The sequence below is a fragment of the Gammaproteobacteria bacterium genome (genome assembly GCA_017999615.1).
Taxonomy (GTDB): Bacteria; Pseudomonadota; Gammaproteobacteria; order JAABTG01; family JAABTG01; genus JAGNLM01.
In genome coordinates this window covers 440,070-464,363 of sequence record JAGNLM010000001.1, presented here as the reverse complement: position 1 = coordinate 464,363, position 24,294 = coordinate 440,070, and the positions used below count along the sequence as shown (strand labels likewise).

Below are 24,294 nucleotides of genomic sequence, written 5' to 3'. Positions count from 1 at the left end.
ACCTCACCGGGCGTCACCATCGGGCGCGAACAGATACCCCTGCCCCCACACGGTGCGGATGTAGCGGGGCTCCCGGGTTTCCTCCTCGACCTTGCTGCGCAGGCGGGCCACCCTCACGTCCACGCTGCGATCGAAGGGGTCGCGCTCGTACCCCTTGAGCAGGTCCACCAGGGTGTCCCGGCTCAGGACCCGGTTGGGGCGCTCCACGAAGATGCGCAGCAGGGCGTACTCGCCCGTCGTCAGGTCGACGGACTCGCCATCCCGGGTCAGGCGCTGGGCCGCCGTGTCGAGCCGGAAGGGGCCGAAACGGAGCTCCTCCCCGGACGTCCCCTCGCCCGCCGGTGGGCAGGCCTTTGCCCTGCGCCGCAGCACCGCACGGATGCGGGCGAGCAACTCGCGGGGGTTGAAGGGCTTGGCAAGGTAATCGTCAGCGCCGACCTCCAGACCGACGATCCGGTCGAGGTCCTCCCCACGGGCCGAGAGAATGACGATGGGCACGTCGCTGCCCGCCCGCAGCCGCCGGGCCAGCGAGAGGCCGTCTTCCCCGGGCAGCATCAGGTCGAGGATCACGAGGTCGGCCGATTCCCGCCCGAGCCAGGCGTCCATGGCCGCCCCGTCGGGAACCGCCGTGACCACGAACCCCTCTTTCGTCAGGTACTTCGTCAGGAGGGCGCGCAGACCGGCATCGTCATCCACGACGAGGAGACGGGCGCTTTCGCTCTCCACGGTTCGTTCCCCCCTGCCGACGGCAGACTTGGCTCGATACAGAAGCGAAACACTCCGTCACAACTCTGCCCCAACGGGAAATCCTTCTGCAACACCTTCGCGGGAGAATTGGACCCGTGGCAGGAGACGGCATCGCCAGACCACCCGGTCAGCGGCCACCCGCCACCCCGCTTCGGCGACGACGCGGGCAACGCTGGCAACCCGTCCGGCCGAGCCGCCTGCGGGCGGCCCCGGTCCCCGGGAAGCCGGAGAACGAGGAGGTAGCCATGCAGATCGACAACCTGACCCTTGCGGGCATTCTCGCCCTGGTAGTGGTCCTGGCAAGCGTGCTGCGGCTGTCCCTGCGCAACCGGACGCCTCACTGCCTCTGAGCTATCGACACCTCGGGGACTGGCGGCGATGCGTGCCCCCCCCACTCGCGGGCGCGAGCGGGGAGACACGCGCCGCCGGGGCCCCCGTCACTCCGGGGCAGTGACCACCGGCTCGTGAGGCGGACGGTCCGGCGCCGGCGGCCATGGGCGATCCATCGTCTCGGGGGCCGCTACCGTAGCGGCCCGTGGAGGCGAGTCCTCCAGGGAGGGCGGCGGCGGTCCGTCCTGGCGATCTGGCGCCCACCAGGCAGCCGGGTCCCGCCCAGCCCAGGACGGGTGTTCGGCGGACGGGTGTACGGGGGGGTAGCCGGCCCCCCACCCACCGCGATCCGTCCATCGCGGAGCGTACGCCGCTTCGGGCGCTCCTCCCCAGGCGGGATAGGCTGGAGGCGCAGCCGGCCAAGCCCGCCCAGGCTCTGCACGCCAGCCGTAAGCTCGGAACGGACCTCCGGCATCGTCGGGATAGCACGAGGAGGCGCGCCAGACCAGGTGCGCGAGTCCGAAGCCGAACCCCACCGCCGCCCCGACGACCGCGAGTGTCCAGCGGGCACTCCGTTCCATGCATCCTCCGCGCGGCCGACGCCGCGATCCGTGCGCCGAAGCTCAGCCAAAGCTCAGCCAAAGCTCAGTTGACGAGGGTCGGACGTGCCTGCAGGAGCCGTGCGACCGCGGTGCGATCAAGGGGCTTGGAGAACCAGAACCCCTGGGCCTCCGGACACTCCATGGCCAGCAGCCAGCGATACTGCTCGGGCGTCTCCACCCCTTCGGCGATGACGTTCATGTTGAGCATCTTGCCCAACGCGACGATGGCCCGCACGAGCTCGGTCCCCTCCTCCTCCTGGCGCATGCCGCTCACGAAGGAACGATCGATCTTGAGCGAGTCGTACGAGAAGCGCTGCAGGTAGGTCAACGAAGAATAGCCCGTCCCGAAGTCATCGATGTGCAGCTTCACCCCGGCAGCCCGCAGCCGCGTCAGCTCGGCCACCGCGGCGTCCCGGTGGTCCATGATGGCACTCTCCGTGATCTCGAGCCGCAGGCTGTCGGGGGGTAGGCGCGACTCCTCCAGGATCGCCAGCAAGCGGCTGGACATATTGGGTGCGAGGAACAACTTGCCGGAGATGTTCACGCTGATGGACAGGGGCGGGTCGAGCGGGAACATCTGCTGCCATTCGTGCGTCTGGCGGCAAGCCGTGCGCAGCACCCACCAGCCAATGGGAACCACCAGCCCGGTCTCCTCCGCCGCGGGGATGAACTGGTCGGGGAGCACCAGCCCACGCTCCGGGTGGCGCCAGCGCACCAGCGCCTCGAACCCCAGGATGCGGCCATCGTCGACCGCGACGATCGGCTGATAGTGCACCATGAACTCCTCACGCTCGACGGCCCGGCGCAGATCGGTCTCGAGCTTGAGCAGCGCCACGGCGCTCTCGTACATGTTGCTGTCGAAGACCTCACAGCACCCCGCGCTGCCCTGCTTCGCGCGGTACATGGCGAGGTCGGCGTCCCGCAGGAGCTCCTCCGGCCGCTCGTACTTCTCCGAGACCATCGCGATGCCGATGCTCGCCGAGGTGAAGACCTCCTGGTCACCGATGACGAACACCTGCCCGAGCAGTTCGTGGATGCGCTCAGCGACGTGGGTCGCCCCGGCCACGCCCGCGATGTCCGTGAGGATCACCCCGAACTCGTCCCCGCCGAGCCGCGCCACGGTGTCTCCCGGACGCAGGAAGCGCTGCAGGCGCCTCGAGACCTCCACCAGCAACTGGTCGCCCACGCTGTGCCCCAGGCTGTCGTTGATGTTCTTGAACCGGTCCAGGTCGAAGAACAGCACCCCGAACACCCTATCGGGGTCGCGGCGGTGCTGCCGCAGGGTCTGCTCGAGCCGGTCCAGGAACAGCGCACGGTTGGCGAGCCCGGTCAGGGCGTCGTGGAACGCGTCGTGGAGCAGTTGCTCCTCGGCCAGCTTGCGTGCCGTGATGTCCGACAGCGAGCCGGCGAGCCGGTAGGCGACCCCTGCGGCGTCGCGCACAGCCAGGCCGCGGGTCAGCACCCAGCGGACTTCGCCGGAGCGGTTCAGCACCCGATGCTCGCACTCGAAATGGGGCGTCCGGCCCTCCAGGTGCTCGGACAGTGCGGCGCGCAGCCGCTCCAGGTCCTCCGGGTGGACCCGGTCGAGCCACTCGTTCACCCGGTCCCCCACCTCGGCCTCACCGTACCCGAGGATCGCCTTCCAGCGCGGGGAGAAATAGACGGTGTCACTCGCGAGATTCCAGTCCCACAACCCGTCGTTCGCGCCGTTCACCGCGAGGGCGTAGCGCTCCTCGCTTGCGCGCAACGCCTCTTCGGCCCGCTGGCGCTCCACCGAGTACCGGATGGCGCGAGCCAGGGTCCGCTCGTTCACCTCACGCTTGATCAGGTAGTCCTGGGCGCCCATGCGCACCGCACGCGCCGCCACGGACTCGTTCTGCACGTTCGTGAGGATGATGAAGGGAGTCGCGGGGGAAATCGGATGCAGTTCCTCGAAGCCCGAGAGCCCTACGCTGTCCGGCAGATTCAGGTCGAGCAGGACCAGGTCCACGCCGCCGGCACGCAGGTGAGGGATTGCCAGGGCCAGCCGCTGGACGTGGGTGACGGTAAACGAGCCCACGCCCTCCCGCCCGAGCATGTCCCGAACCAGGTCCGCCTCCGCCGCGCTGTCTTCCACCAGCAGCACCCGGACCGCGCTCCCGGGGACATTGGGGCGTTCGGTCATGACGGGTCTGTCTCCTCCTTTCCGGAAGCGGGCGCCTGCTTGGGAATCGTGAAGAAGAACGTGGCTCCCTCCCCCGGGGCGGAGTGCACCCAGATCTCCCCACCGTGCCGCTCGACGATCCGCTTGCACAGGGCGAGACCGACCCCCGTCCCCGGGTATTCCTCGGCGGTGTGCAGACGCTGAAACATCCCGAAGATCCGCTGTTGAAATTTGGGGTCGATCCCGATGCCGTTGTCCTTGACCGCGAAGCGCCAGTCGGAGTCCCGCTCACGTGCCCCGACGATGACCCTCGGCGTCTCGGTGCCCCGGAATTTTAATGCGTTTCCGACCAGATTCTGAAACAGCTGCACGACCTGCCGATACTCCCCCGGCAGGACCGGGAGTGTCGTGTGACGAACGTCGGCACCCGTCTCCTCGATTCGGACACGCAGGTTCTCCAGCGCCTCCTCCAGCGCCCGGTTGAAGTCGACCGGCGCGAGGGCGCGGCCCTCCCGCCCGGCCCGGGCGTACTCGAGGATCCCGTCGAGCATCGCCTGCATGCGGTCGGAGCTGCCCACCAGATTGCCGAGGAAGCGCTCCCCTTCGGCGTCCAGCCGCTTCGCATAGCGCTCCGCGAGGATGTGGGCGTGGCGCGAGAGCACGTGTAACGGCTCCTGAAGGTCGTGGGACACGGCGTAGGCCAACTGCTCCAGCTCGGCCCGGGAGGAGTCCCGCCCGGCCTCCCCCGCCCCAGCGGAGCGCCCGCACTCCGCACGCGCCGACGTGACATCCTGGACGGCACCGTCCAGCCGCAGCAGGCTACCGTCCTGCTCACGCACACCCCAGACGTCGACTCCGACCCAGCGCACGTCGCCGGTGTGCGTCGCCAAGCGGACCTCGGGCTCGTGAACCCCTCGGCGCAGGTCCTCGGGCAGACTCGGCGCGAGCTCGGGGAGTGCGCCGCTCAGGACCTCGCGCAGGGGCCTCCCCAACAGGGGGGTGTCGGGCGCCATTCCAAGGACCCGGGCGAACGACGGGTTGGCCCGGGTGAGCACGCCGTTCGGAGTGGCCGAGAACAGACCGATCGGTGCGTCCTCCACCAGGCGCCGGAAGACCTGCTCCGCTTCGCCACCGCTGCGCCGGGCCTCCGCGCGATCCCAGGCCTCCCGCAGCGCCACGGGGAGATCGAGATAGCCCGCGCTGTCCCGCCGCACGTAACGGTCGACGCCCATCTCGGCCAGTCGCGCCGACACCTGGTCCGAAGGTGGGAGGTCGAAGGCCACGGTGACGACACCGGGGTGCCGCCGGCGAACGGCCGCAACAACCCTCGGTCCTTCGGCCCACGAGAAGCCCAGCGCCGTCACCAGCGCCGAAGTGGCCGGTCCCGCCAGCGCCTCGGCGAAGGCGATGGCGTCTGGGACCTCCTCGATGCGGTCCTCCGGAAAGGCCTGGCGGAGCACGAGCACCGCGAGCGACCGGTCAGCGGACGCCTCGAGGGCGACCAGGATGAGGCGCGGCTCAGCCATCGCCCTGGACCACCCGCCAGGAAATCGCTGGACCGCAGCGCGGGCACAGCCCTCCCGCCTCGGCCGTCCTGAGCCAGGCAAGGGGACAAGCTGGGCGGGCCGGTTCTGTCATGGGGGCGGATGCCGGTGGAGTGGGCTGTCCTGGCCGGCGCCCGGGCGCCATCAAAGACGGGAACCCTTTTGCACCGGCTCGCAGTCCTCTGCAGATTCCACACCACTCTTCTGATAGACCCTTCTGTGTCAATGCGTTGCCCGATCTTCTCGAGACCGGAAATCGATGTTGTCAAGCGGACCGACACGGGGCGGGTCCGGGGTAGTGACACGGGTCACGGCGGGCCTGCCGAACCGTAGACGGCTCGCGCCCGAAATCTCTTCCCTTCAGTGGGTTAGCGAACATCCCCGGAAACGAGGGCAGTGTAGCCGCCCTCGACACGGTGGACAGTGCCGCCCGCGGGAGGTGCGCTTGCCGGCTTCGACCCCGCTAGGGTGCCGGGGTTCCCCCCTGGTCCCGGTCCCCGCCCTCCCGGCTCGCGAGGCAGCGCTCGCGCACGCTGCACTCGAACTCGGCGATGACCTGCGCACCGAACAGCAGGATGATCGCCGCCACCTCGAAGCTGAGGAGAGCGACCACCGACGTGGCGAGCGACCCGTAGACCACGTTCACCAGGGAGAGGTTCGAGAAATACCAGACCAGCACGTGCCGGGTGACTTCCCAGAGCACGGCCGCGACCGTGCCCCCGACGAGGGCGTGCCGGAACGCCGTCCGCCCCACCGGCATGATCACGTAGAGGGCCGTGAGCATCAGGATGAGCCCGACCATCCCCAGCAGATACAGGACACGCGCCGCACTGCCCTGCAGCGACCAGTGCTGGCCGAACAAGATCAGTTCCCGCCCTTCCAGGGTCTGCAGGGCCCCGGCGATCAAAGAGACCAGCAACACCCCCACCGCCAGGAGCAGGATGAACAGATAGGGGATGATGGCCGAGACCAGGAAGTGCCTGCGCCGAACCCCTTCCCGGTGCGTGAAGATGACGCTCATCGCGCTCTCGAGCACGCTGAAGGCGACGGAACTGAAGAAGAGCAGGACCAGGATCCCGACCGTACCGACCACGTGCCGGTTGGCGATGAAGGCGCGCACCTGCTCCGTCACGGCCCCGGCAGAGCCCGGGGCCATGAGCTCCATGTAGCGCCCCATGGTCGCGAGCAGGGTCTGCTCCTCGACGAAATGCGAGAGCCCGACGAGCAGCAGGGCGAACAGGGGAACGATGGAGAGCAGGGTGTAGTAGGCGACCGCCCCCGAGAGCAGCAGCCCCTGGTTGCGCTTGAAGCCGAGCAGCGCCCGCAGCAAGAACGCCCCGGGCCTCCTGAGGACGAAGACGGCGCAATCCCGGGACGTCACCATACGGCGGGATTTTACGCCTTGCCCTGCCGGGGGGACCAACCCTCACACCGACAGTGGATTGCGGTGAACGGGATTCCGTCCCTCTCCTAGCCGGCCGCCTGGCGGCGCACCGGGCTGCCGGCACCCGACGCCCCCGATTGCGGCCCGAGCAGGCGGCGCAGCTCCCCGACGCGCGCGCCCGCGTACCCCATCAGGCCTTCCACCTCGTTCTCCTCGAGACCGACCGCCAGCGTGGCCGGAACGCTGTCCCAGGGCAGTGACGCCCAGGGGTGGTCCGTGCCACGGTAGGTGAGCAGGCTCGCCACCTGCACGAGGTCCACGTAATCCGCGAGCCCTGGGCTCTCGCGGCTCGCGTCTTCGTGCTCCACGACGACCGCGACGAGCTCGGGCGGGAAGCGCCACTGGGCGACCACCGCCGCTCCCACCTCGCGCTGGACCTGGCCGAGCAGCTCACGCACCCGGGCACGGTCGGCCAAGACTTCCGGGGTGCGCTCCGCGCGGACGATCACGGGGAGCGCGCCGATGCGGTGCACGAGCCCCGCGAGCATCGCGACCTCGGCCTCGAGGTGGCCGAGCCGGCGAGCCATGACCTCAGAGAGGCTTGCCACCATGGTGCTCTGCTGCCAGAGCTCGACCAGGTGGGGTTTGGCCGCGGGATGGGCACGCACGTCGTAGAGCTTGGAGACCGCGAGGGTCGTGATCAGGTGCTTGATGACCTTGTGGCCGAGCCGCACGATGGCTCGCCGAAGGTCTGCCACGGGCCGCATCCCGGGGAAGTAGGCGCTGTTCGCGAGGCGCAGGAACCGGGCGCTCAGCGCCGGGTCCTTGCCCACCAGCGCCGCGATGGCCTCACCGCTGGAGCTCGGGTCGTCGAGGAGCCTGGCCACCTGGAAGGTGATCTCCGGAAGCGACGGGAGCACGAGCCGGCCCGCTGCGAGGTCTGAGCGAATCCCCAGGACTACCGACTGGACCAACGCATCCATGGCTCGACGTGGCGAGTGGTCGAATAACCCGTGCTATCGGCAGGGCCGGTGAAGCTTTGAGCTCCGCCTGTTGGCCGGGGCCGCCCCTGCTAGAATCCGGCCAGCCACGCCAGGGACCCCTCCCATGAACCACCCTGCTCGAGCGGTTTCCATCGCCCACGTCATGGAGCGGTCCGGCGTCGGTTTCGGCACCAGCGGGGCGCGCGGCCTCGTGAGCGCGATGACCGACGAGGTCTGCTACCTGTACACCCGCGCCTTCCTGCAACAGCTCGGGGGGTCCGTCGACCCGTTCGACCGGGTTGCCGTGGCGGGGGACCTGCGCCCGAGCACGGGGAGAATCCTGGCGGCCGTCCTGCAGGCCGTCCGCGACGCGGGCATGACCCCCGTGTACTGCGGGCGCATTCCCTCCCCCGCGCTCGCCTGGTACGGTCTGCTGCAGGGGATCCCGTCGGTGATGGTGACCGGCAGCCACATCCCGGACGATCGCAACGGGATCAAGTTCAACCGCGCCGACGGCGAGATCTCCAAGGCCGACGAGCAGGGGATCCGGGGCCAGAGGGTCGAGGTGCCGGAGGGTCGTTTCGACCCTGCCGGGGCATTCACCGGGGCCCCTGCCGCACTCCCACCCGTCGAGGAAGGCGCCCGGCGTGTCTACCTCGGGCGGTATCTCGGATTCTTTCCGCCCGGCTGCCTCGAAGGGCTGCGCGTCGGTGTCTACGAGCACTCCTCGGTGGCCCGGGACCTGCTCGGCGAAGTCCTGACCGCGCTCGCGGCAGAGGTCGTGCCTCTCGGCCGCTCCGAGACCTTCGTCCCCGTGGACACCGAAGCGGTGCGCGCCGAGGACGTGGAGCTCGCGCTCCGCTGGGCCCGCGAGGCCCGCCTGGACGCCGTCGTCTCCACCGATGGCGACGCGGACCGCCCCCTGGTCGCCGACGAGCTGGGACACTGGCTGCGGGGCGACGTCGCGGGGGTCCTCTGCGCGGAGTACCTGGGCGCCAGGGTGGTCGTCACACCCGTCAGCAGCAACACCGTCGCCGAGCGTTGCGGGCGATTTCGCCGGGTGCTCCGGACCCGGATCGGGTCACCCTACGTCGTCGAGGCAATGCTCCGGGCGGTCGGCGAGGGCGAGGACAGGGTCGTCGGCTACGAGGCGAACGGGGGGTTCCTGACGGCAAGCCCGTTCGAAGCCCACGGCCGGCGCCTCGGGCCCCTGCCGACGCGCGACGCCGTGACCGTCGTCCTCGCCCTGCTGCACCTCGGCCGGCTGCGCGCGGTACCCGTATCCGCCCTCGCAGCCTCCCTGCCCCCGCGCTTCACCGCCAGCGACCGGTTGAAGGACTTTCCCACCGAGGTGAGCCGCCGGCGATTGGCCGAGCTTCAGACCGGGGACCCCGCCCGCGACCACGCCGCGATCGAGCGCGCCTTTCGGGGGCTGTTCGGACCCGTGGCGGCCGTGGACTCCACGGACGGCCTGCGGGTCACCTTCGCCAGCGGGGAGGTGGCGCACCTGCGCCCCTCCGGGAACGCGCCGGAGTTGCGGTGCTACAACGAGGCGGACAGCGAAGCACGGGCCCGGGAGATGAACCGGGCCTGCCTCGAGCTCCTGGAGGGCTGGCGTCCCCCCGCGGCGGGCTAACCGAAGGCGTCCACGAAGGCCCGCACGAAGTCGTCGAAGCGCTCGTCCGGCAGCTCGTTGATGCCCGCGGCCCCCTGGCGCCCCCCTCCGGTCGGGAACTGCCGGCAGAGGGCGTCGGCACCCACGCTGTGGGCCAACGGGGCGCGAACGCTCACGACCGCCCCCCCTTCAAGGCGTCGCGTCACGAGGGCGTGGGCGCGCCCGCGCGCCCCACGCGCCAGGTCGTTCGCATAGACCCCGCTCACCCGCCGCGCCCAGGCCTCCGCCGGCAGGACGTAGAGGGCCACCCGCGGGGTCTCCAGAACGGGCTGCAGGGCGGCCGCCCGCTCCCGGTCTGCCGCGTACCCTTCCCGCAGCACGGAGAAGAGCGCGTCCTCCGCAACGAAGCCAAGCGGGTCCGGATAGGGGGCGAGACGGCGAAAGACCTCGGCCGGGTGCACGTGAAGGTCCTCCACGCGCTCACCGTAGGCGTTGTAGTTGAGCAAGACGCCCAGCTCGCGTAACCGGCGCATCGCCTCCGCACCCAGACCGAGCGGCGCAGCCGCCCGGACGGCGCTCTCGTCCAGATTGTCACCGAACGTCCCCACCACGGCCCAGGCCCGGTGTCCCCCGCCGAGGTACTCGTCCACCAGCAGGCTGGTCCCCCGGGCGGGCGACGGGTCGATCCGCAGCAGGAGCGCGGGGTGCTCGACCGTCTCCCCGGCGAAGTGATGGTCGAAATAGCGAACCCTCGCTCCCGCCGCGAGCAGGCGAGTCAGCGCATCCCGGTTGCGGTCGAGGGATACGTCGAGGACCGTCACCTCGTCTCCGGGGCGGGCGGTGACACGCTCGAGCAACGCGATGTCCCGTTTGACACCCGTCACCAGGACGCTCTCCCCCGGCTCGGCCAGCCGGATCTGCTGCAGTGCGCAGATGCCGTCCGCATCGCCATTGAACACGTCGATTCGAGTCACGTCGGGGCAACCTCGCCAGGCGGTCCGGTGCAGGAGGCTCGTGCGGTGAATCGTGGGGCAGGATATTCTGGGAGTGATTCGGCATTCAACCAGTCCCGCGAGATGAGCCAGAACACAGTCACGCTCCGCCTCCTCAGCTACAACGTCCAGACGGGGATCACCTCGGAGCGCTACCGGCACTACGTCACCCGGAGCTGGCGGCACGTGCTCCCGTACCCCAGCCGCTGGGTCAATCTCGACGGGATCGCGGGCGCCATTGCCGGCTACGACCTGGTGGGCCTGCAGGAGGTCGACTCGGGCAGCCTGCGCACCAGTTTCGTGAACCAGACTGAGTACCTGGCCGACCGCGCACGCTTTCCCTTCTGGCACCACCAGGTCAACCGGCGCATCGGCCACCTGGCCCAGCAGAGCAACGGGGTCCTCTCGCGACTGCCTGTGGAATCCCTCACGGACCTGAAGCTGCCGGGTCTGCCGGGACGGGGGGCCCTGGTGCTGCGGCTTGCCGGCCCGGCTACCCCCCTGACCGTATTCATCCTGCACCTGGCCCTGGGCAAGCGGGCACGACTGCGTCAGCTCTCCTTCCTGGCGGAGGAGATCGCCCGGGAGCCCTGCGCCGTGGTGATGGGTGACCTGAACTGCGGACCGGAGAGCGAGGAGTTGCGCCTCCTGCTCGCCAACACTCCCCTGCGCCCCCCCGCGGAGCGGCTGCACACCTTCCCGAGCTGGGAACCCCGCCGCCACATCGACCACATCCTGGTGACGGACACCCTGATTCCCCAGAGGACCTACGTGCCCAACTGGCCGTTCTCGGACCACCTTCCCGTGGCCATGGACGTGCGCCTCCCCTGCTCGGCTGCGCACTGAGCCCCCCAAAAAACGAAACGCCCTGCCCCACCCTCGCGGGTGGGGCAGGGCGCCCCACTTCCCGTCTGCGGCTTCTCCCTTACCGCACCTTCACCTTCACCAGCTCCTCGCCGTCCTCACCCGCCAGGTGCACCGCACAGGCAAGGCAGGGGTCGAAGCTGTGGATGGTGCGCAGGATTTCCACCGGCTGCTTCGGATCGAGCAGCTCGTGGTTGTCCTGGAGCGCCGCCTCGTAGGCACCGGCCTGGCCCTGCCCGTCGCGCGGACCGGCGTTCCAGGTGCTGGGCACGACCGCCTGATAGTTGTCGATCTTGCCGCCCTTGATGACGATGTAGTGGGCGAGGCCACCGCGCGGCGCCTCCATGAGGCCCACACCCTTCGCCTCGCTGGGCCAGGTGGCAGGGTCCCACAGGTCGGCGTTGAACGTCTTGGTGTCGCCGGCCTTGATGTTGGCCACCAGGTTGTCGTACCAGGTCTGCATGTGGCTCGCGATGATCGCGGACTCGAGCGTCCGGGCTGCGGTGCGGCCCAGGGTCGAGAACAGCGCACGCGGCTCGGCGCCGAGCTTCTTCAGCGCCATGTCGACCAACTCCTTGGCCTGCGGGTTGCCGGAAGCGTACATCACCAGCACGCGGGCCAGCGGTCCGACCTCCACCGCCTTTCCGTTCCAGCGTGGCGACTTCAGCCAGGAGTAGCCGTCCTCGACGCTCAACTGCTTGAACGGCGCCTTCGGACCGCCACGCCCCTTGTAGTTGAAGGTCGTCTCGCCTTCGTACGGGTGCAGCCCCTTCTCCTTGCCGACCGAATAGTCGTACCAGGAGTGAGAGACGAACTCCTGGATCTGCTTCGGATCCCTCGGGTCGACCGGGTGGATCTTCGTCAGGTCGCGGTTCAGGATCACGCCTGCCGGGATCAGGAGGCTCTTGGCGTCGTTGATCCCCTTCTCCGGGAAGTCGCCGAACGACAGGAAGTTGCCCAGACCCTCGCCGCGGCCGAACCAGTCCTTGTAGAAGCCGGCGATCGCCAGGGTGTCCGGAACGTACACCTGGTCCACGAAGTCCTTCATGGACTTGATGATGTTCTGGACCTGGGAAAGGCGCTCGCTGTTGATCGCCGAGTCCGAGTTCGGGTCGATCGGCGTCGGCACGCCGCCCACCACGAACATCGGGTGGGGGTTCTTGCCGCCGAAGATCGCGTGCAGCCTCACCACCTCGCGCTGCCACTGCAGGGCCTCGAGGTAGTGGGCAACCGCCATCAGGTTGACCTCGGGCGGCAGCTTGTAGACCGCGCTGCCCCAGTAGCCGTTCGCGAAGATGCCGAGCTGCCCAGATTCCACGAAGTTCGTCAGGCGCTTCTTGACGTCGGAGAAATACCCCGGCGAGGACTTCGGCCAGTTCGGCGTGACCGTCTGGGCGATCTCGGAGGTCTTCTTGGGGTCGGCCTTGAGCGCGGAGACCACGTCCACCCAGTCCAGCGCGTGCAGGTGGTAGAAGTGCATCACGTGGTCGTGAATGTACTGGGCCCCGACCATCAGGTTGCGAATCAGGTTCGCGTTCGCGGGGATCGGGTACTTCAGGGCGTCCTCCACGGCGCGGATGGACGCCATCCCGTGGACCAGGGTGCACACGCCGCAGATGCGCTGGACGAACGCCCAGGCGTCACGCGGGTCCCTGCCGAGGAGGATGGTCTCGATCCCGCGCACCATGGTGCCGGAGGAATAGGCCTCGGCGATCTTGCCGCCGTCCATCTTGGCCTCGATCCGCAGATGGCCTTCGATGCGCGTGATCGGGTCGACAACGACTCGTTCTGTCATGGCTTGTTCTCGATCTCGTTCCGTTCGGTGTCCGTGCCCGGTGGCTCACGGGGGGCCAAGCCCCCCGTGCACCACCCGCGCACGTCCTAGCTGACCAGGTTGTCGCCGACGATCTGGGCGAAGCTGTCGACCGGCATACCCTCGCCGGCGTTCATCTTGCCCCGCTCGAAATTCAGGCGGCAGCTTCCACAGGACACGACCAGCGCCTCGGCCTTGGTCTTCTTGACCTCCTCGTACTTCAACTCGAAGGTCTTCTGCCGCAGCTCGTTGGCATTTGGGAGCAGGAACACCGCCGCGCCACCACCGCAGCAGATGTTGACCATGCGGTTGCTGTCGGTCTCGCGAACCTCCAGGCCCATGGCCTTCAGGACCTCGCGCGGCCCCTCGAAGACACCGCCGTGGCGCCCGACCTTGCAGGGGTCGTGGAAGGTCACGACCGTGCGGTCCGCGGGCTTCTTCAGCTTGAGCTTGCCCTCCTTGTACAGCATCGCGATGAACTCGGAGGGAGCCAGCACGTCGAAGGGCAGCGGCTTGCCCAGGGCCTCGGCGGCATAGAAACGCAGCGCCGGGTAGGCGTGTCCGCACTCCGGGGCGACCACATACTTAGCGCCGTGCTTGACCGCCGCTTCGTACACGCGGGAGACCTCCAGCTTGTGGTTCCCTGCGTCACCGCTCATGAAGCCGAAATTGGCTCCCTCGTAGGAGTCGGTGAAGTACGACCAGTTCAGCTTCGCGTGGTTGCAGATCTTGGCCGTGCCGACGATGGCGTCGTTGAACAGGTGCAGGTCGAGGCCGCTCGTCAGGATCATGACGTCCACCTGGCCTTCCTTGTCCATGGGGATCGGCACGTTGTATTGCTCCGACAGCTCCTCCACCTTGAACTTGAGGACCTCCCGGTCCGCATTGAAGATGTGGCCCGTCTCCGCCTGCTCCTGGTCGAGCGCCAGCATCGCGTCGGGCACCATGCCCGCGGCGGCGAGCGCCTCGCGGTGGAACTCCACCAGCTCGGCGATGTGGATCCCCATCGGGCAGATCATGCTGCAGCGTGCGCAGAGCGTGCAGGCGTCGTACACCAGCTCGGCGGACTCTTCCAGGTCCTTCATGGTGATGTCCGGCATGACCAGCCGGTTGACCCAGCGCATCGGGCTCATTTCCCGACGGTACACCGTGCGCATCAACTCGAACTTGCGCGCGGGCGTGTACTTGGGGTCGCCGGTGGAAACCCGGAAGTGGCAGGCCTCGGCGCACATCCCGCAGTGGATGCACCCCTCGAGCTCGGCCGCGATGTCCCAGGTGGTCTTCTCCATGAAGATCTTCTTGGCACGCGCGATGCGCTCGGAGTCGGGCAGGTCGACCGGCTTGGCGAGTGTGCCAAGCTCGTTCACCATACCCATGAACATCTGGAACGTCTGTTCCATTTCCTGGTTCATGCTCATGCCTTGACCCCCCTGTACTCGAACTTCTCACCCATCTGATAGCGGCCCGGGAAGAGCAGGAACATGTGCATCAACTTCCCGAAGGGTATCCAGATCATCAGCAGGCAGACGTTCAGGATGTGCAATGCCAGCAGGTCCTCGTAGCGCACGCCGATGTTCTGGTGCGCGAAGGCCATCATTCCGGTGATGAACGGCGTGATGGTGAGGAAATAGCTGATCCAGTCGTCGAGGGTCGTGAGCTTCTTCATCACCGGGTCGGTCGCGCGCCGGATGCCGAGCGCGATCAGGATGATGACGGTCACGGCCGAGGCGAACGTGATCACGTTCGTCGGCAGGCCCGGCCAAGAGATGCCCAGCGCCCAGTCGAAGAAGGCGATGTGCGGCTCGAACAGGAAGACCACGATGAACAGCATGATGTGGAACAGGTAGCCCGTGTAGTGCTGGAAGGTGATGCGCTTCTCCAGCTCGTGCGGGGGGAACGACTTGTTCGCGATGGCCATGAGGCCGGCGGAGACGAACTTCGTGCCCTTGGGCTTCGACAGGTACTTCTGGCCCTTGAACAGGAAGGTTCCGGCGAGCCGCCAGACCACACCGATGACCATGATGATGAGCGACCACTCGAGCGCCGGGCCGCGGGCGAAGTCCAAGAGGCTCATGCTCCCTCCTTATGATGCAGGGCTTTCTGACTGTTGCGGGCCAGCACGGCCGAGCCCACGCCCACCGCCACGCCGATTGCCGCAGCCGCCGCCAACCGCCCGCCAGCCGAGAACGTCCCTGCCGACAACGGCTCGTAGAAGCCGCCCTTGTCCCAGAAGTCCGGCTCGGAGCAGCCGATGCAGCCATGCCCGGCCTGGATCGGGAAGCTCGTGCCGTAGTTCCACTTCGTGACGGCACAGGCGTTGTACGTGATGGGGCCCTTGCAGCCGAGCTTCCACAGGCACCAGCCCGCCTTCGCGCCCTCGTCGTCGAAGGTCTCCGCGAACAGGCCGCGCTCGTAGAACGGGCGGCGGTAGCAACGGTCGTGGATGTTCTGGCCGTAGAAGGCCTTGGGGCGACCCAGCGCGTCGAGCTCCGGCAGCTTGCCGAAGGCGAGGTACTGGGCAATCACGCCCGTGATGACCACGGGGATGGGCGGGCAGCCCGGAACGTTGATGATCGGCTTGTCCTTGATGATGTCGGACACCGCCGCGGCGCCGGTCGGGTTGGGGCTCGCCTTCGGAATGCCGCCGTAGGCCGCGCAGGTACCGAGCGAGATCACCGCCGCCGCGTGCTTCACCGTGTCCTTCAGGATCTGCAGGTTGGTCACCCCGGCGATGGTCGAGTAGATCCCATCGTCCTTCAGCGGGATGGACCCGTCGACGATGACGATGTACTTGCCCTCGTTCTCGTGCATCGCCTTCTCACGAGCCGCCTCGGCCGCATCGCCCGAGGCCGCCATGATCGTGTGCTGATAGTCGAGGGAGATGTAGTCGAAGATCAGGTTCTCGAGCGTCGGAGCCTCGGAGCGCGTGATCGCCTCTGCGCACCCCGTGCACTCCTGGAACGAGAGCCAGATCACCGACGGCCGGCGGGCCTTTTCGAGGCCGGCCGCCAATGCGGACACGGCAGTCGGCGGCAGCGCCATCATGGACGCCGTCGCGGCACAGAACTTCAGGAAGCCGCGCCGGCTCACCCCTTGTTTTCTCAGGCGTTCGCCTAACGTCATGTTCGATGGCATCTACGCGTTCTCCTAGCTGTCGCGCGCCAGTCGTGTCACTGGCTGTCTACCTCTCCGGCAGCCCTCTCTTCCAGGCCTGCCGCAAGGCGTTCCGTCAGCCGGTCCAGGTCGGACCGGATGTCGATCGGGTCGGACTTCAAGATGGCGGGGACGAAGGTGACCTCTACGAACCGCCCGATGACCTGCTCACCGGCGTTGAAGTGGGTCACCAGCCACGCCCCGTGGTAAGCCGTCTCCTGAATCACGCTCTTCCCGAGCGCATCCAGCCGGCACTCCAACTCACCCACGCCGAGCTCGCCGACCAGGAAGTCCTGGTCGAAGTCGCTCAGCGGCAGGCCACGGAGGTCGATGACGGTCTCCTCTCCGGATTCGAGGAGCCTCGCCAGCGCATGGCGGATTTCGTGCAGGATCGGCTCGGCGTTCCGCCGGGCAAGGGCCTTCAAGTCCGGCCCTTCCACCCGGACGCCGATGGCGTCGAGACCACTCACAGTATATTAGCCTTAAGACAGATACGCATTTATAGACGTCCCCCACGGGTCATAGCATGACCCAGATCAAAGAGAGGCCCTTGCCTCGGCCTGCCAGCCCCGGATGATTTCGAGAACCCGGGCCGCCGCCTCGGGCACGGCCTTCGCCACGACCGGTGTCGGGTCGTTCCCCCACCCCATCGCCGCAGGCTGGATTCCGACCAGCGCCCGATGGGCCGGCAGGTGGTCGGTCAGCCGCGCGATGTCCATCAGGTCCACCAGGCTCACCTCGTGCACGCTGAGCTTCTTGCGCCCGAGGAACCGGTCCATGTCCTCGCCGACGAATACCTCGATGGTGCCAGGCGCCGCCATGAGCTGCGCCGAGTCCACCACCACCAGCGCGTCGTGGTCCTCGATAGGGCCTGCCAGGGTGAAGCTGAGGGTACCGCCGTCCAGGTAGGTGATGTCTTCGTGACCCGGGTGCTCCCGCGCCAGGAACTCTACCACGTGCACCCCGGTCCCCTCGTCGGTGAGGAGCCGGTTGCCCACCCCGAGCACCAGGGTGCGCATTCCCGGCGGTGGCGTTCCGGCACCCTCTACTGAATGGCCTGCTTGACTCCCGTACTCCGTCACCTCACCTCCCCATGCGTAACAGCAGGTGCTAATATTGCGGCCAGCCGCTTCACAAGTGAATTAATCCTTGTTAAGAAGGATTGGATAGACAATCTCACCGCCGTAACGGCCCCCGGAGGTCGCGATGTGCCTGGGCATTCCCATGAAGGTCGTTGAGGTGGACGGCTTCAACGCTCGCTGCGAGGCCAAGGGCATCGAGCGGGAGGTCAGCCTGTTCATGCTCCAGGACGAGCCTGTCGAGCCAGGCGACCACGTCATGGTCCACGTAGGTTACGCCCTGCAGAAGATGACCGAGGAGGAGGCGCGGTCCGCCTGGGAGATGTACGACCTGATGCTGGCCGCAGCGGATGCATGAGCTCTCGGTCTGCCAGGCCCTGATCGAGCAGGTGGTCGATATCGCGCGGGAGCACCGCGCCACGGGTGTCGAGCGGATCCTGCTGCGGGTGGGTCCGCTGTCGGGGGTCGAGCCCGCCCTCCTGACGACGGCCTTCCCCATGGCCGCAGCCGGCACCGCCGCCGAGGGCGCCCGGCTCGACGTGGAGCAGTCCCCGGTCACCGTACGCTGCCGCACGTGTGGCCACGAGGCCGAAGTCCCTCCCAACCGCCTGGTCTGCCCGGCCTGCGGCGACTACCGAACGCAGGTGCTGAGCGGCGACGAGATGCTGCTCGCGCGGGTGGAGTTGATCACCGCCCCCGACGCACCCGTGTAGACCGGGCTCAGACCTCCACCCCTGCGAGGACCGCACGAGATGTGTGACACCTGTGGCTGCAACGTGACGCCCGGCAACCGCCACCTGCTCGAGCCCGATGGCAAGCTCTACCGGGCGCCGGACGGGCGCATCGCGGTGCACGTCCTGCAGGGGCTGCTGTCCGAGAACGACCGCCTGGCGGCCCACAACCGCGCCCACTTCGACAGCCACGGCGTGCTGGCCGTGAACCTCATGTCCTCGCCGGGTTCCGGCAAGACCGCGCTCCTGGAGGCCACCATCTCCGCCCTGAGCGGCGAGATGCGCATCGCGGTGGTCGAGGGGGACCTGGAGACCGAGAACGACGCCGAGCGGATCCGGGCCCGCGGCGTACCGGCGGTCCAGATCTGCACGGGCAGCGCCTGCCACCTGGACGCCCACATGGTCCACGACGCGGTGCACCAGGTCGCTCTCCCCGGCCTCGACATCCTGTTCATCGAGAACGTCGGCAACCTCGTGTGCCCGGCGAGCTTCGACCTCGGCCAGCACCGCAACGTCACCCTGCTCTCGGTGACCGAGGGCGACGACAAGCCCGCGAAGTACCCCGTGATGTTCCGGGCGGCCGACCTGGTGCTGCTCACCAAGACCGACCTCCTCGCGGTGCTGGAGGACTTCTCCCCGGAGCGCGCGGAGCGGCACGTTCGCGCGCTGGCGAGCGAGGCCCCCGTCATCTCCCTCTCCGCCCGCAAGGGACCGGGGATGGACCGCTGGATCGGCTGGCTGCGCTCCGAGGTCACCGCCCACCGGGAGCGGGTCGCCCGGGGCGAGACCCGGAGGCCCGCCATCCAGCCCGATGGGGACCGCCTGCACCAGGCCCAGGAACAGGGGCACGGGCACACGGGGCGCCTGGCGCCGCCCCCCCGGTCGGGAGGCTAGGCCCCGTGGCCGAGGAGGCCCGGCTCTGGCTCGAGCGGACCCGTGCCCTGCCGTTGCCCCGGCGGGTGCGGCTCATGAACGTCTGCGGCGGCCACGAGCGGTCGATCACCATGGCCGGGCTGCGCGCCGCACTCCCGCGGCAGGTCGAGTTGATCCCCGGGCCCGGCTGTCCGGTCTGCATCTGCCCGGAAGAGGACGTCTACGAGGCGATCCAGATCGCGCTGCACGAGGACGTCACCCTGGTGGCGTTCGGCGACATGCTGCGCGTCCCGGTCAACGTCCCCCAGGGCGAGGCGCGCTCGCTGGAGCAGGCCAAGGCGGCGGGCGCCGACATCCGGCCCATCGCCTCGCCCCAGGAGGCAGCGGCCATCGCGTCGGCCAACCCCGGCCGGAGGGTCGTGTTCTTCGCCGCCGGGTTCGAGACCACCACGGCCCCGGTGGCCTCCCTGCTCGTGCAGGGGGCACCCGAGAACCTGCTGATGCTCCTTTCCGGGCGGCTGACCTGGCCGGCGGTGGCGATGCTCCTCGACTCCGGGACACCGGGCTTCGACGCCCTCATCGCCCCGGGCCACGTCGCGACGGTCATGGGGCCGGAGGAGTGGCAGTTCGTCGTCGACCGGCACGGCCTGCCAGCGGCCATCGCGGGGTTCACTCCGGCCAGCCTGCTGGCGGCGATGTACTCGACCCTGCGCCAGCTCCTGGACGGACGGCGGTTCCTGGACAACTGCTACCCCGAGGTCGTTCGCCCGGGCGGCAACCCCACCGCCCGCCGCCACCTGGCCGAGGCGATGGAGGTGGTCGACGCGAACTGGCGCGGGATCGGGACGATCCCCGCGTCGGGCTACGCGCTGCGCCCGGCGTTCGCCGCGCGCGACGCCCGCCGGCTCTTCCCTGCCTACGCCGACGCGAGCCGAAAGCGCGCTGGCGAGATGCCCCCCGGCTGCGACTGTGCGAAGGTCGTCCTGGGCCGCATCTACCCCAACGAGTGCCGCCTCTACGGCAAGGCCTGCACGCCACGGACCCCCGTCGGACCCTGCATGGTGTCGGACGAGGGCGCCTGCCGGATCTGGTGGTCCGGCGGGATCCGGGACAACCCCGCGGCTTGAAGAAGCGAGCCCCCGGAGCGCCGATACCCGCCGCGGGGGGCACCCCGGAGGCGCGGCGCTGGGTCCTGGCAGGGCGCGTTCAGGGGGTCGGTTTCCGGCCGTTCGTCTACCGTCTGGCCCACCGGTACCACCTCACCGGCTGGGTCCAGAACCAGCGCGGCCAGGTAGAGGTCCTGGCCCAGGGGTACGGCCCCGAACTGGACGCCTTCGGACTCGACCTGGTCCGGCAGGCGCCGCCGCTCGCCCGGCCCGAGGTGCGGGAGAGCGTCCCCGTGGCCCGCGCCCCCCTGGAGTCCTTCGTCATCCTCCCGAGCGAGGAGTCCGCGGACACGCGAATCCACGTGCCGCCGGACTACTTCACCTGCGACGCCTGCCTCGCGGAGCTGGAGGACCCGGGAGACCGCCGCTTCCGCTACCCCTTCATCAACTGCACCCAGTGCGGGCCGCGCTACACGCTGATCGCCCGCCTGCCGTACGACCGCCCGCACACCTCGATGGCCGGCTTCGCGCTCTGCCCCGATTGTGCGCGGGAATACGCAGACCCCATGGACCGGCGTTTCCACGCCGAGCCGGTCGCCTGTCCCGTCTGTGGGCCGCGGCTGAGCTATCACGCGGGCGCCCGGGCCCCCGTGACGGACGCCGCCGCCCTCTCCGCCTGCGTCGAGGCCCTGCGCGCCGGTCAGGTCGTGGCCGTGAAGGGGATCGGGGGCTATCACCTGATGTGCGATGCCCGCCGCGACGCGCCCGTGGCCCGGCTCCGGGCACGCAAGCCCCGCCCCCACAAGCCCCTCGCGGTGATGTTTCCGGTCGAGGGTCCGGACGGGCTCGCGCGGGTGCGCGAGGCGGTCGAGCTGACGGCCGAAGAGGCGGAGCTCCTGCGCGGCCCGCTGCGGCCCATCGTCCTCGCCCGGCGCAGGGCCCGGGACACCCTGTCCCCCGGGATCACGCCCGGACTCGCCGAGGTCGGGGTCATGCTCCCCTACAGCCCCCTGCACCACCTGCTCCTGCGGGACTTTGGCGGACCGCTCGTGGCCACCTCGGCCAACCTGAGCGGGGAGCCCGTGCTCACCCGGGGTGAGGAGGTGGAGGAGCGGCTCGCCAGGGTCGCAGACGCCTTCCTGCACCACGACCGGCCCATCCTGCGCCCCGCCGACGACCCGGTCTTCCGCTCGGCCGCCGGGGCGCCGCGCCCGCTGCGCCTCGGACGCGGGTCCGCCCCGCTCGAGCTCCACCTGCCCCTTCGTTTGGCGCGCCCCGTGCTCGCGCTCGGCGCCCACATGAAGAACACGGTGGCACTGGCGTGGGAGGACCGCGTCGTGGTGTCGCCCCACATCGGCGACATGGGAACACCCCGCAGCCTCTTCGTCCTCGAGCAACTGACGGCCGACCTGCAGGAGCTCTATGGGGTTCGCGCCGAGGTCCTCGTCCACGATGCCCACCCGGGGTACGCGACCACGCGCTGGGCCTCGCGCCAGGGACTGCCCTCGGCCGCGATCCTCCACCACCACGCCCACGCCTCCGCCCTGGCGGGCGAGACGGGGATCGATCGCCCCTGTCTGGTCCTCACCTGGGACGGCGTCGGTCTCGGCGAGGACCGCACCCTCTGGGGCGGCGAGTCTTTCCTGGGCCGCCCCGGCGCCTGGCGCCGGGTCGCCACCTTCCGCCGGTTCCGGCTTCCGGGGGGTGAGCGAGCCGGGCGGGAGCCCTGGCGCAGCGCCGCAAGCCTCTGCTGGACCTCAGGCCGGGAGTGGCCGCGCGCCCCGGCCGGTGCCGACCTCGCCCGGGACGCCTGGGCCCGGGGCCTCAACGCCCCCGAAACCTCGGCGGTCGGCCGGCTCTTCGACGCCGCCGCTGCCCTGACGGGGCGCGTCCTCACGGCCAGCTACGAGGGACAGGGGCCCATGGGGCTCGAGGCGGTCGCAGACCCCGATGCCCGGGGCCCGGAGCTGCCCCTCGTGCGGGACGGGGACACGTGGGTCGCCGACTGGGCGCCGCTGGTCGAGTGGCTGACGGACGACACGCGGGCGGTGGAAGAACGGGCCGGCGGGCTCCACGACAGCCTGGCACGGGTCGCGGCGGCCGTCGCCCGCGTGGTGCGGGAGGAGTCCGGCGTGGTGGACGTGGGACTCTGCGGCGGTGTGTTCCAGAACCGGCTGCTGACGGAGCGGGCAGCCTTCTTCCTCACCGAGGCGGGGTTCCGCGTGCACCTGAACCGCGAGGTTCCCGTGAACGACGGCGGCATCAGCTTCGGCCAGGTCATCGAATACGGCGCCAGGGCACGGCCCTGAGCCCCTTGTGATAAGGTTCCCCCCATGCAGGACACCCACATCGCGCTGGCCCACGGAAACGGTGGGCGCTTCATGCGGGAGTTGATCGAAGAGGTCTTCGCCCGCCACCTGGCCAACCCCGACCTGGACGTGCACGCCGACGCGGTGCCGATCGACGTGCCGCCCGGGGACGGGCAGCTGATGTTCACCACCGACGGGTTCACGGTGCAGCCGATCGAATTCCCGGGGGGCGACATCGGCATGCTCGCGGTGCACGGCACCACCAACGACCTGGCCGTTTCCGGCGCGACCCCCCTGTATCTCAGCCTGAACGCGTTCATCGAGGAAGGGACGGAGATCGCCCTGCTGGAACGCGTCGTGGCGAGCCTCGCCCGCGCCGCGCGCGAGGTGGGCGTGCGGGTGGCCGCCGGCGACACCAAGGTGGTGCGCCGCGGCGAGGGCGGCGGGATCTACCTGGCGACGACCGGCGTCGGCCTGCGCCCGCGCCACGTGGAGCTCGGGCTGCACCGCATCCGCGAGGGCGACGCGATCCTGGTGAGCGGTCCGGTCGGAGACCACGGCATCGCCGTGATGCTCGCCCGGGAGCAGTTCGGCCTGCGGGGGGACCTGCAGTCGGACGCGGCGAGCGTGCTGCCGCTTACGCAGGCCCTCCTCCCCCTGGACGGCCTGCGTTTCATGCGTGACCCGACCCGGGGTGGGCTCGCCACCGTGCTGCACGAGATCTGCCAGGCGACCGGCCGCGGGGTACGCGTCCGGGAGCCCGAGATCCCGGTGCGCGACCCCGTGCGCTCGGTCTGCGAGATGCTGGGCTACGACCCCTATTACCTCGCCTGCGAGGGGCGGGTCGTCGCCGTCGTCGCCCCGGAGGCCGCCGCCGATGCCCTCGCTGCCTGGAAGGCGCTGCCCCAGGGCCAGGATGCCCGCAGGATCGGCACCGTCACGGGGGCCAGGCCCCATCTGGTCCTCGAGACCGAGCTCGGCGGCGAACGGCTGCTCGACGAGCTCGAGGACGACCCTCTGCCCCGCATCTGCTGAGAGCCCGGCGCAGGCCGCCTGGGCCAGGGGGCCCCGCGACCGTCAAATTATTCGTACGTTACGGTCGCGGAATCTCCATCCCTCGCACCCGCCGGACCGTCGTAGACTTTTCCCCGGACCCGACGGAACGGGTCCGGGGTGCGACGGGCCAGGGATGGCGGCGGCAGCACCACTGCGGGCCGCCGGCCGAAGAGGTCGGCGGCCCGCGCTTCCCCTCCTCCACGGCCCGGGCACCTCCCACACCGCACCCTGGGAGGCCGTTTTCATGCACAGCAAGCTCGTTCACCGGCTCGGCGGCGCCGCGCTCGCCGCCGCCTTCGCCGCCAGCACTTCTGCGGCAACCGGCGCCGTCTTCTTTTCCGAATACGTCGAGGGCAGCGGCAGCAACAAGGCACTCGAGGTCTTCAATGGGGGCGCGTTCCCCGTCGACCTCACGGGGTTCGAGGTCAAGGTCTTCACCAACGGCAGCGCGACCCCGTCGGGCACCCTGAGCCTCGCGGGCCACTCGGTCGAAGGCAGCGGAACCCTGGTCATCACCCACCCCTCCGCCGCTCCGACCCTGCTCGCCCACGCGCAGATGACCAGCGGAGTCCTGAACTTCAACGGGGACGACGCGGTCGTGCTGTGGCAGGACGGGGTCGCCGTCGACCGCATCGGGCAGGTCGGAGTGGACCCGGGAGACGCATGGGTATCGGGCGCCATCAGCACCAAGGACCAGACCCTGCGCCGGCTGGCCGACATCCTCACCGGTGACCTTTTCCCGACGGGGACCTTCGACGTGGGACTCGGCTGGGTCTCCTACGCCGTCGACACCTTCAGTGACCTCGGCCGGCACGCCAGCACCCCCCCCTCGGTCCCGCTCCCCCAGAGCATGGCACTCCTCGCCTTCGCCCTGGGCAGCCTCGGGTTGCTGCGCCGCCGCCAGGGGCCACGTCCCGACGCCCCTCGGTCCCTCCCCTGACCTGCCCTGCGGGTCCCGGGCGAGGAGGCC

Annotated in this window: 21 protein-coding genes; 9 read left to right on the top strand and 12 right to left on the bottom strand. The window is 69.5% G+C overall.

Going from position 1 to position 24,294, the window contains the following annotated elements; all coding sequences use genetic code 11:
- Positions 1-3 precede the first annotated feature (3 nt).
- The 5 genes from KA217_01980 to KA217_01960 all read right to left on the bottom strand — a co-directional run bounded on the left by KA217_01980 (position 4) and on the right by KA217_01960 (position 7,733).
- Positions 4-726, bottom strand: coding sequence for a response regulator (locus tag KA217_01980; protein MBP7711224.1), 723 nt, complete (start codon positions 724-726; stop codon positions 4-6).
- A gap of 996 nt (positions 727-1,722) precedes the next feature.
- A complete protein-coding gene (locus KA217_01975; GenBank protein MBP7711223.1) occupies positions 1,723-3,843 on the bottom strand; it encodes an EAL domain-containing protein in 2,121 nt (706 codons plus the stop codon).
- Entirely contained in the window at positions 3,840-5,348 is a 1,509-nt protein-coding gene (locus KA217_01970; GenBank protein ID MBP7711222.1) for a PAS domain S-box protein, read from the bottom strand. The genes KA217_01975 and KA217_01970 overlap by 4 nt, the downstream gene beginning before the upstream one ends.
- 481 nt (positions 5,349-5,829) lie before the next feature.
- Entirely contained in the window at positions 5,830-6,750 is a 921-nt protein-coding gene (locus KA217_01965; protein MBP7711221.1) for a YihY/virulence factor BrkB family protein, read from the bottom strand.
- Positions 6,751-6,836: 86 nt separating this feature from the next.
- Entirely contained in the window at positions 6,837-7,733 is an 897-nt protein-coding gene (locus tag KA217_01960; GenBank protein ID MBP7711220.1) for an HDOD domain-containing protein, read from the bottom strand.
- Positions 7,734-7,857: 124 nt separating this feature from the next.
- Here KA217_01960 and KA217_01955 point away from each other — a divergent pair, with 124 nt between their 5' ends.
- Complete coding sequence (locus KA217_01955) at positions 7,858-9,369, top strand: phosphomannomutase (protein MBP7711219.1); 1,512 nt, start codon at positions 7,858-7,860, stop codon at positions 9,367-9,369.
- On the opposite strand, the gene KA217_01950 is transcribed toward KA217_01955, so the two are convergent.
- On the bottom strand, positions 9,366-10,322 hold the full coding sequence (locus KA217_01950) for an acetyltransferase (GenBank protein ID MBP7711218.1): 957 nt from the start codon (positions 10,320-10,322) through the stop codon (positions 9,366-9,368). The genes KA217_01955 and KA217_01950 overlap by 4 nt on opposite strands.
- A 102-nt stretch (positions 10,323-10,424) precedes the next feature.
- On the opposite strand from KA217_01950, the gene KA217_01945 reads away from it, so the two are divergent.
- Positions 10,425-11,186 carry an endonuclease/exonuclease/phosphatase family protein gene (locus KA217_01945; protein ID MBP7711217.1) on the top strand — a complete coding sequence of 254 codons (762 nt, stop codon included), beginning with the start codon at positions 10,425-10,427 and terminating at the stop codon, positions 11,184-11,186.
- Between the two features lie 79 nt (positions 11,187-11,265).
- On the opposite strand, the gene KA217_01940 is transcribed toward KA217_01945, so the two are convergent.
- The 6 genes from KA217_01940 to KA217_01915 form a co-directional block, all read right to left on the bottom strand.
- Positions 11,266-12,999 (bottom strand): nickel-dependent hydrogenase large subunit, encoded by a 1,734-nt coding sequence (locus KA217_01940; protein ID MBP7711216.1) that lies wholly within the window; start codon positions 12,997-12,999, stop codon positions 11,266-11,268.
- Positions 13,000-13,085: 86 nt separating this feature from the next.
- A complete protein-coding gene (locus tag KA217_01935; GenBank protein ID MBP7711215.1) occupies positions 13,086-14,435 on the bottom strand; it encodes a (Fe-S)-binding protein in 1,350 nt (449 codons plus the stop codon).
- Positions 14,432-15,091: a nitrate reductase gene (locus KA217_01930; protein ID MBP7711214.1), complete on the bottom strand. Its 660-nt coding sequence runs from the start codon at positions 15,089-15,091 to the stop codon at positions 14,432-14,434. Before KA217_01930 ends, KA217_01935 begins: the two co-directional genes overlap by 4 nt.
- Positions 15,088-16,152, bottom strand: a complete 1,065-nt coding sequence (locus KA217_01925) for a hydrogenase small subunit (GenBank protein ID MBP7711213.1) — start codon at positions 16,150-16,152, stop codon at positions 15,088-15,090. The genes KA217_01930 and KA217_01925 overlap by 4 nt, the downstream gene beginning before the upstream one ends.
- Positions 16,153-16,187: 35 nt before the next feature.
- Positions 16,188-16,640 (bottom strand): hydrogenase accessory protein HupE, encoded by a 453-nt coding sequence (locus tag KA217_01920; GenBank protein MBP7711212.1) that lies wholly within the window; start codon positions 16,638-16,640, stop codon positions 16,188-16,190.
- A 66-nt stretch (positions 16,641-16,706) separates the two neighbouring features.
- A complete protein-coding gene (locus KA217_01915; GenBank protein MBP7711211.1) occupies positions 16,707-17,189 on the bottom strand; it encodes a HyaD/HybD family hydrogenase maturation endopeptidase in 483 nt (160 codons plus the stop codon).
- A gap of 187 nt (positions 17,190-17,376) precedes the next feature.
- Between KA217_01915 and KA217_01910 the strand changes: the two genes are divergently transcribed.
- The 7 genes from KA217_01910 to KA217_01880 all read left to right on the top strand — a co-directional run bounded on the left by KA217_01910 (position 17,377) and on the right by KA217_01880 (position 24,264).
- Positions 17,377-17,607 (top strand): HypC/HybG/HupF family hydrogenase formation chaperone, encoded by a 231-nt coding sequence (locus tag KA217_01910; protein ID MBP7711210.1) that lies wholly within the window; start codon positions 17,377-17,379, stop codon positions 17,605-17,607.
- Entirely contained in the window at positions 17,600-17,962 is a 363-nt protein-coding gene (hypA, locus tag KA217_01905; protein MBP7711209.1) for a hydrogenase maturation nickel metallochaperone HypA, read from the top strand. The genes KA217_01910 and hypA overlap by 8 nt, the downstream gene beginning before the upstream one ends.
- Positions 17,963-18,001: 39 nt before the next feature.
- A complete protein-coding gene (gene hypB, locus KA217_01900) occupies positions 18,002-18,874 on the top strand; it encodes a hydrogenase nickel incorporation protein HypB (protein ID MBP7711208.1) in 873 nt (290 codons plus the stop codon).
- Positions 18,875-18,879: 5 nt separating this feature from the next.
- Positions 18,880-19,980 (top strand): hydrogenase formation protein HypD, encoded by a 1,101-nt coding sequence (hypD, locus tag KA217_01895; GenBank protein ID MBP7711207.1) that lies wholly within the window; start codon positions 18,880-18,882, stop codon positions 19,978-19,980.
- A 23-nt stretch (positions 19,981-20,003) separates the two neighbouring features.
- Positions 20,004-22,268, top strand: coding sequence for a carbamoyltransferase HypF (gene hypF / locus KA217_01890; protein ID MBP7711206.1), 2,265 nt, complete (start codon positions 20,004-20,006; stop codon positions 22,266-22,268).
- A gap of 24 nt (positions 22,269-22,292) precedes the next feature.
- On the top strand, positions 22,293-23,303 hold the full coding sequence (hypE, locus tag KA217_01885) for a hydrogenase expression/formation protein HypE (protein MBP7711205.1): 1,011 nt from the start codon (positions 22,293-22,295) through the stop codon (positions 23,301-23,303).
- 265 nt (positions 23,304-23,568) lie between these two features.
- Entirely contained in the window at positions 23,569-24,264 is a 696-nt protein-coding gene (locus KA217_01880; GenBank protein ID MBP7711204.1) for a lamin tail domain-containing protein, read from the top strand.
- Positions 24,265-24,294 lie beyond the last annotated feature (30 nt).

Coding starts and splice junctions, on each gene's coding strand:
- KA217_01935 (MBP7711215.1), bottom strand. CDS start 14,435: ATGAGCATGAACCAGGAAATGGAACAGACGTTCCAGATGTTCATGGGT.
- KA217_01970 (MBP7711222.1), bottom strand. CDS start 5,348: ATGGCTGAGCCGCGCCTCATCCTGGTCGCCCTCGAGGCGTCCGCTGAC.
- KA217_01955 (MBP7711219.1), top strand. CDS start 7,858: ATGAACCACCCTGCTCGAGCGGTTTCCATCGCCCACGTCATGGAGCGG.
- KA217_01880 (MBP7711204.1), top strand. CDS start 23,569: ATGCACAGCAAGCTCGTTCACCGGCTCGGCGGCGCCGCGCTCGCCGCC.
- KA217_01940 (MBP7711216.1), bottom strand. CDS start 12,999: ATGACAGAACGAGTCGTTGTCGACCCGATCACGCGCATCGAAGGCCAT.
- KA217_01910 (MBP7711210.1), top strand. CDS start 17,377: ATGTGCCTGGGCATTCCCATGAAGGTCGTTGAGGTGGACGGCTTCAAC.
- KA217_01945 (MBP7711217.1), top strand. CDS start 10,425: ATGAGCCAGAACACAGTCACGCTCCGCCTCCTCAGCTACAACGTCCAG.
- KA217_01925 (MBP7711213.1), bottom strand. CDS start 16,152: ATGCCATCGAACATGACGTTAGGCGAACGCCTGAGAAAACAAGGGGTG.
- KA217_01965 (MBP7711221.1), bottom strand. CDS start 6,750: ATGGTGACGTCCCGGGATTGCGCCGTCTTCGTCCTCAGGAGGCCCGGG.
- KA217_01915 (MBP7711211.1), bottom strand. CDS start 17,189: ATGCGCACCCTGGTGCTCGGGGTGGGCAACCGGCTCCTCACCGACGAG.
- hypE (MBP7711205.1), top strand. CDS start 22,293: ATGCAGGACACCCACATCGCGCTGGCCCACGGAAACGGTGGGCGCTTC.
- KA217_01930 (MBP7711214.1), bottom strand. CDS start 15,091: ATGAGCCTCTTGGACTTCGCCCGCGGCCCGGCGCTCGAGTGGTCGCTC.
- hypA (MBP7711209.1), top strand. CDS start 17,600: ATGCATGAGCTCTCGGTCTGCCAGGCCCTGATCGAGCAGGTGGTCGAT.
- hypB (MBP7711208.1), top strand. CDS start 18,002: ATGTGTGACACCTGTGGCTGCAACGTGACGCCCGGCAACCGCCACCTG.
- KA217_01975 (MBP7711223.1), bottom strand. CDS start 3,843: ATGACCGAACGCCCCAATGTCCCCGGGAGCGCGGTCCGGGTGCTGCTG.
- KA217_01960 (MBP7711220.1), bottom strand. CDS start 7,733: ATGGATGCGTTGGTCCAGTCGGTAGTCCTGGGGATTCGCTCAGACCTC.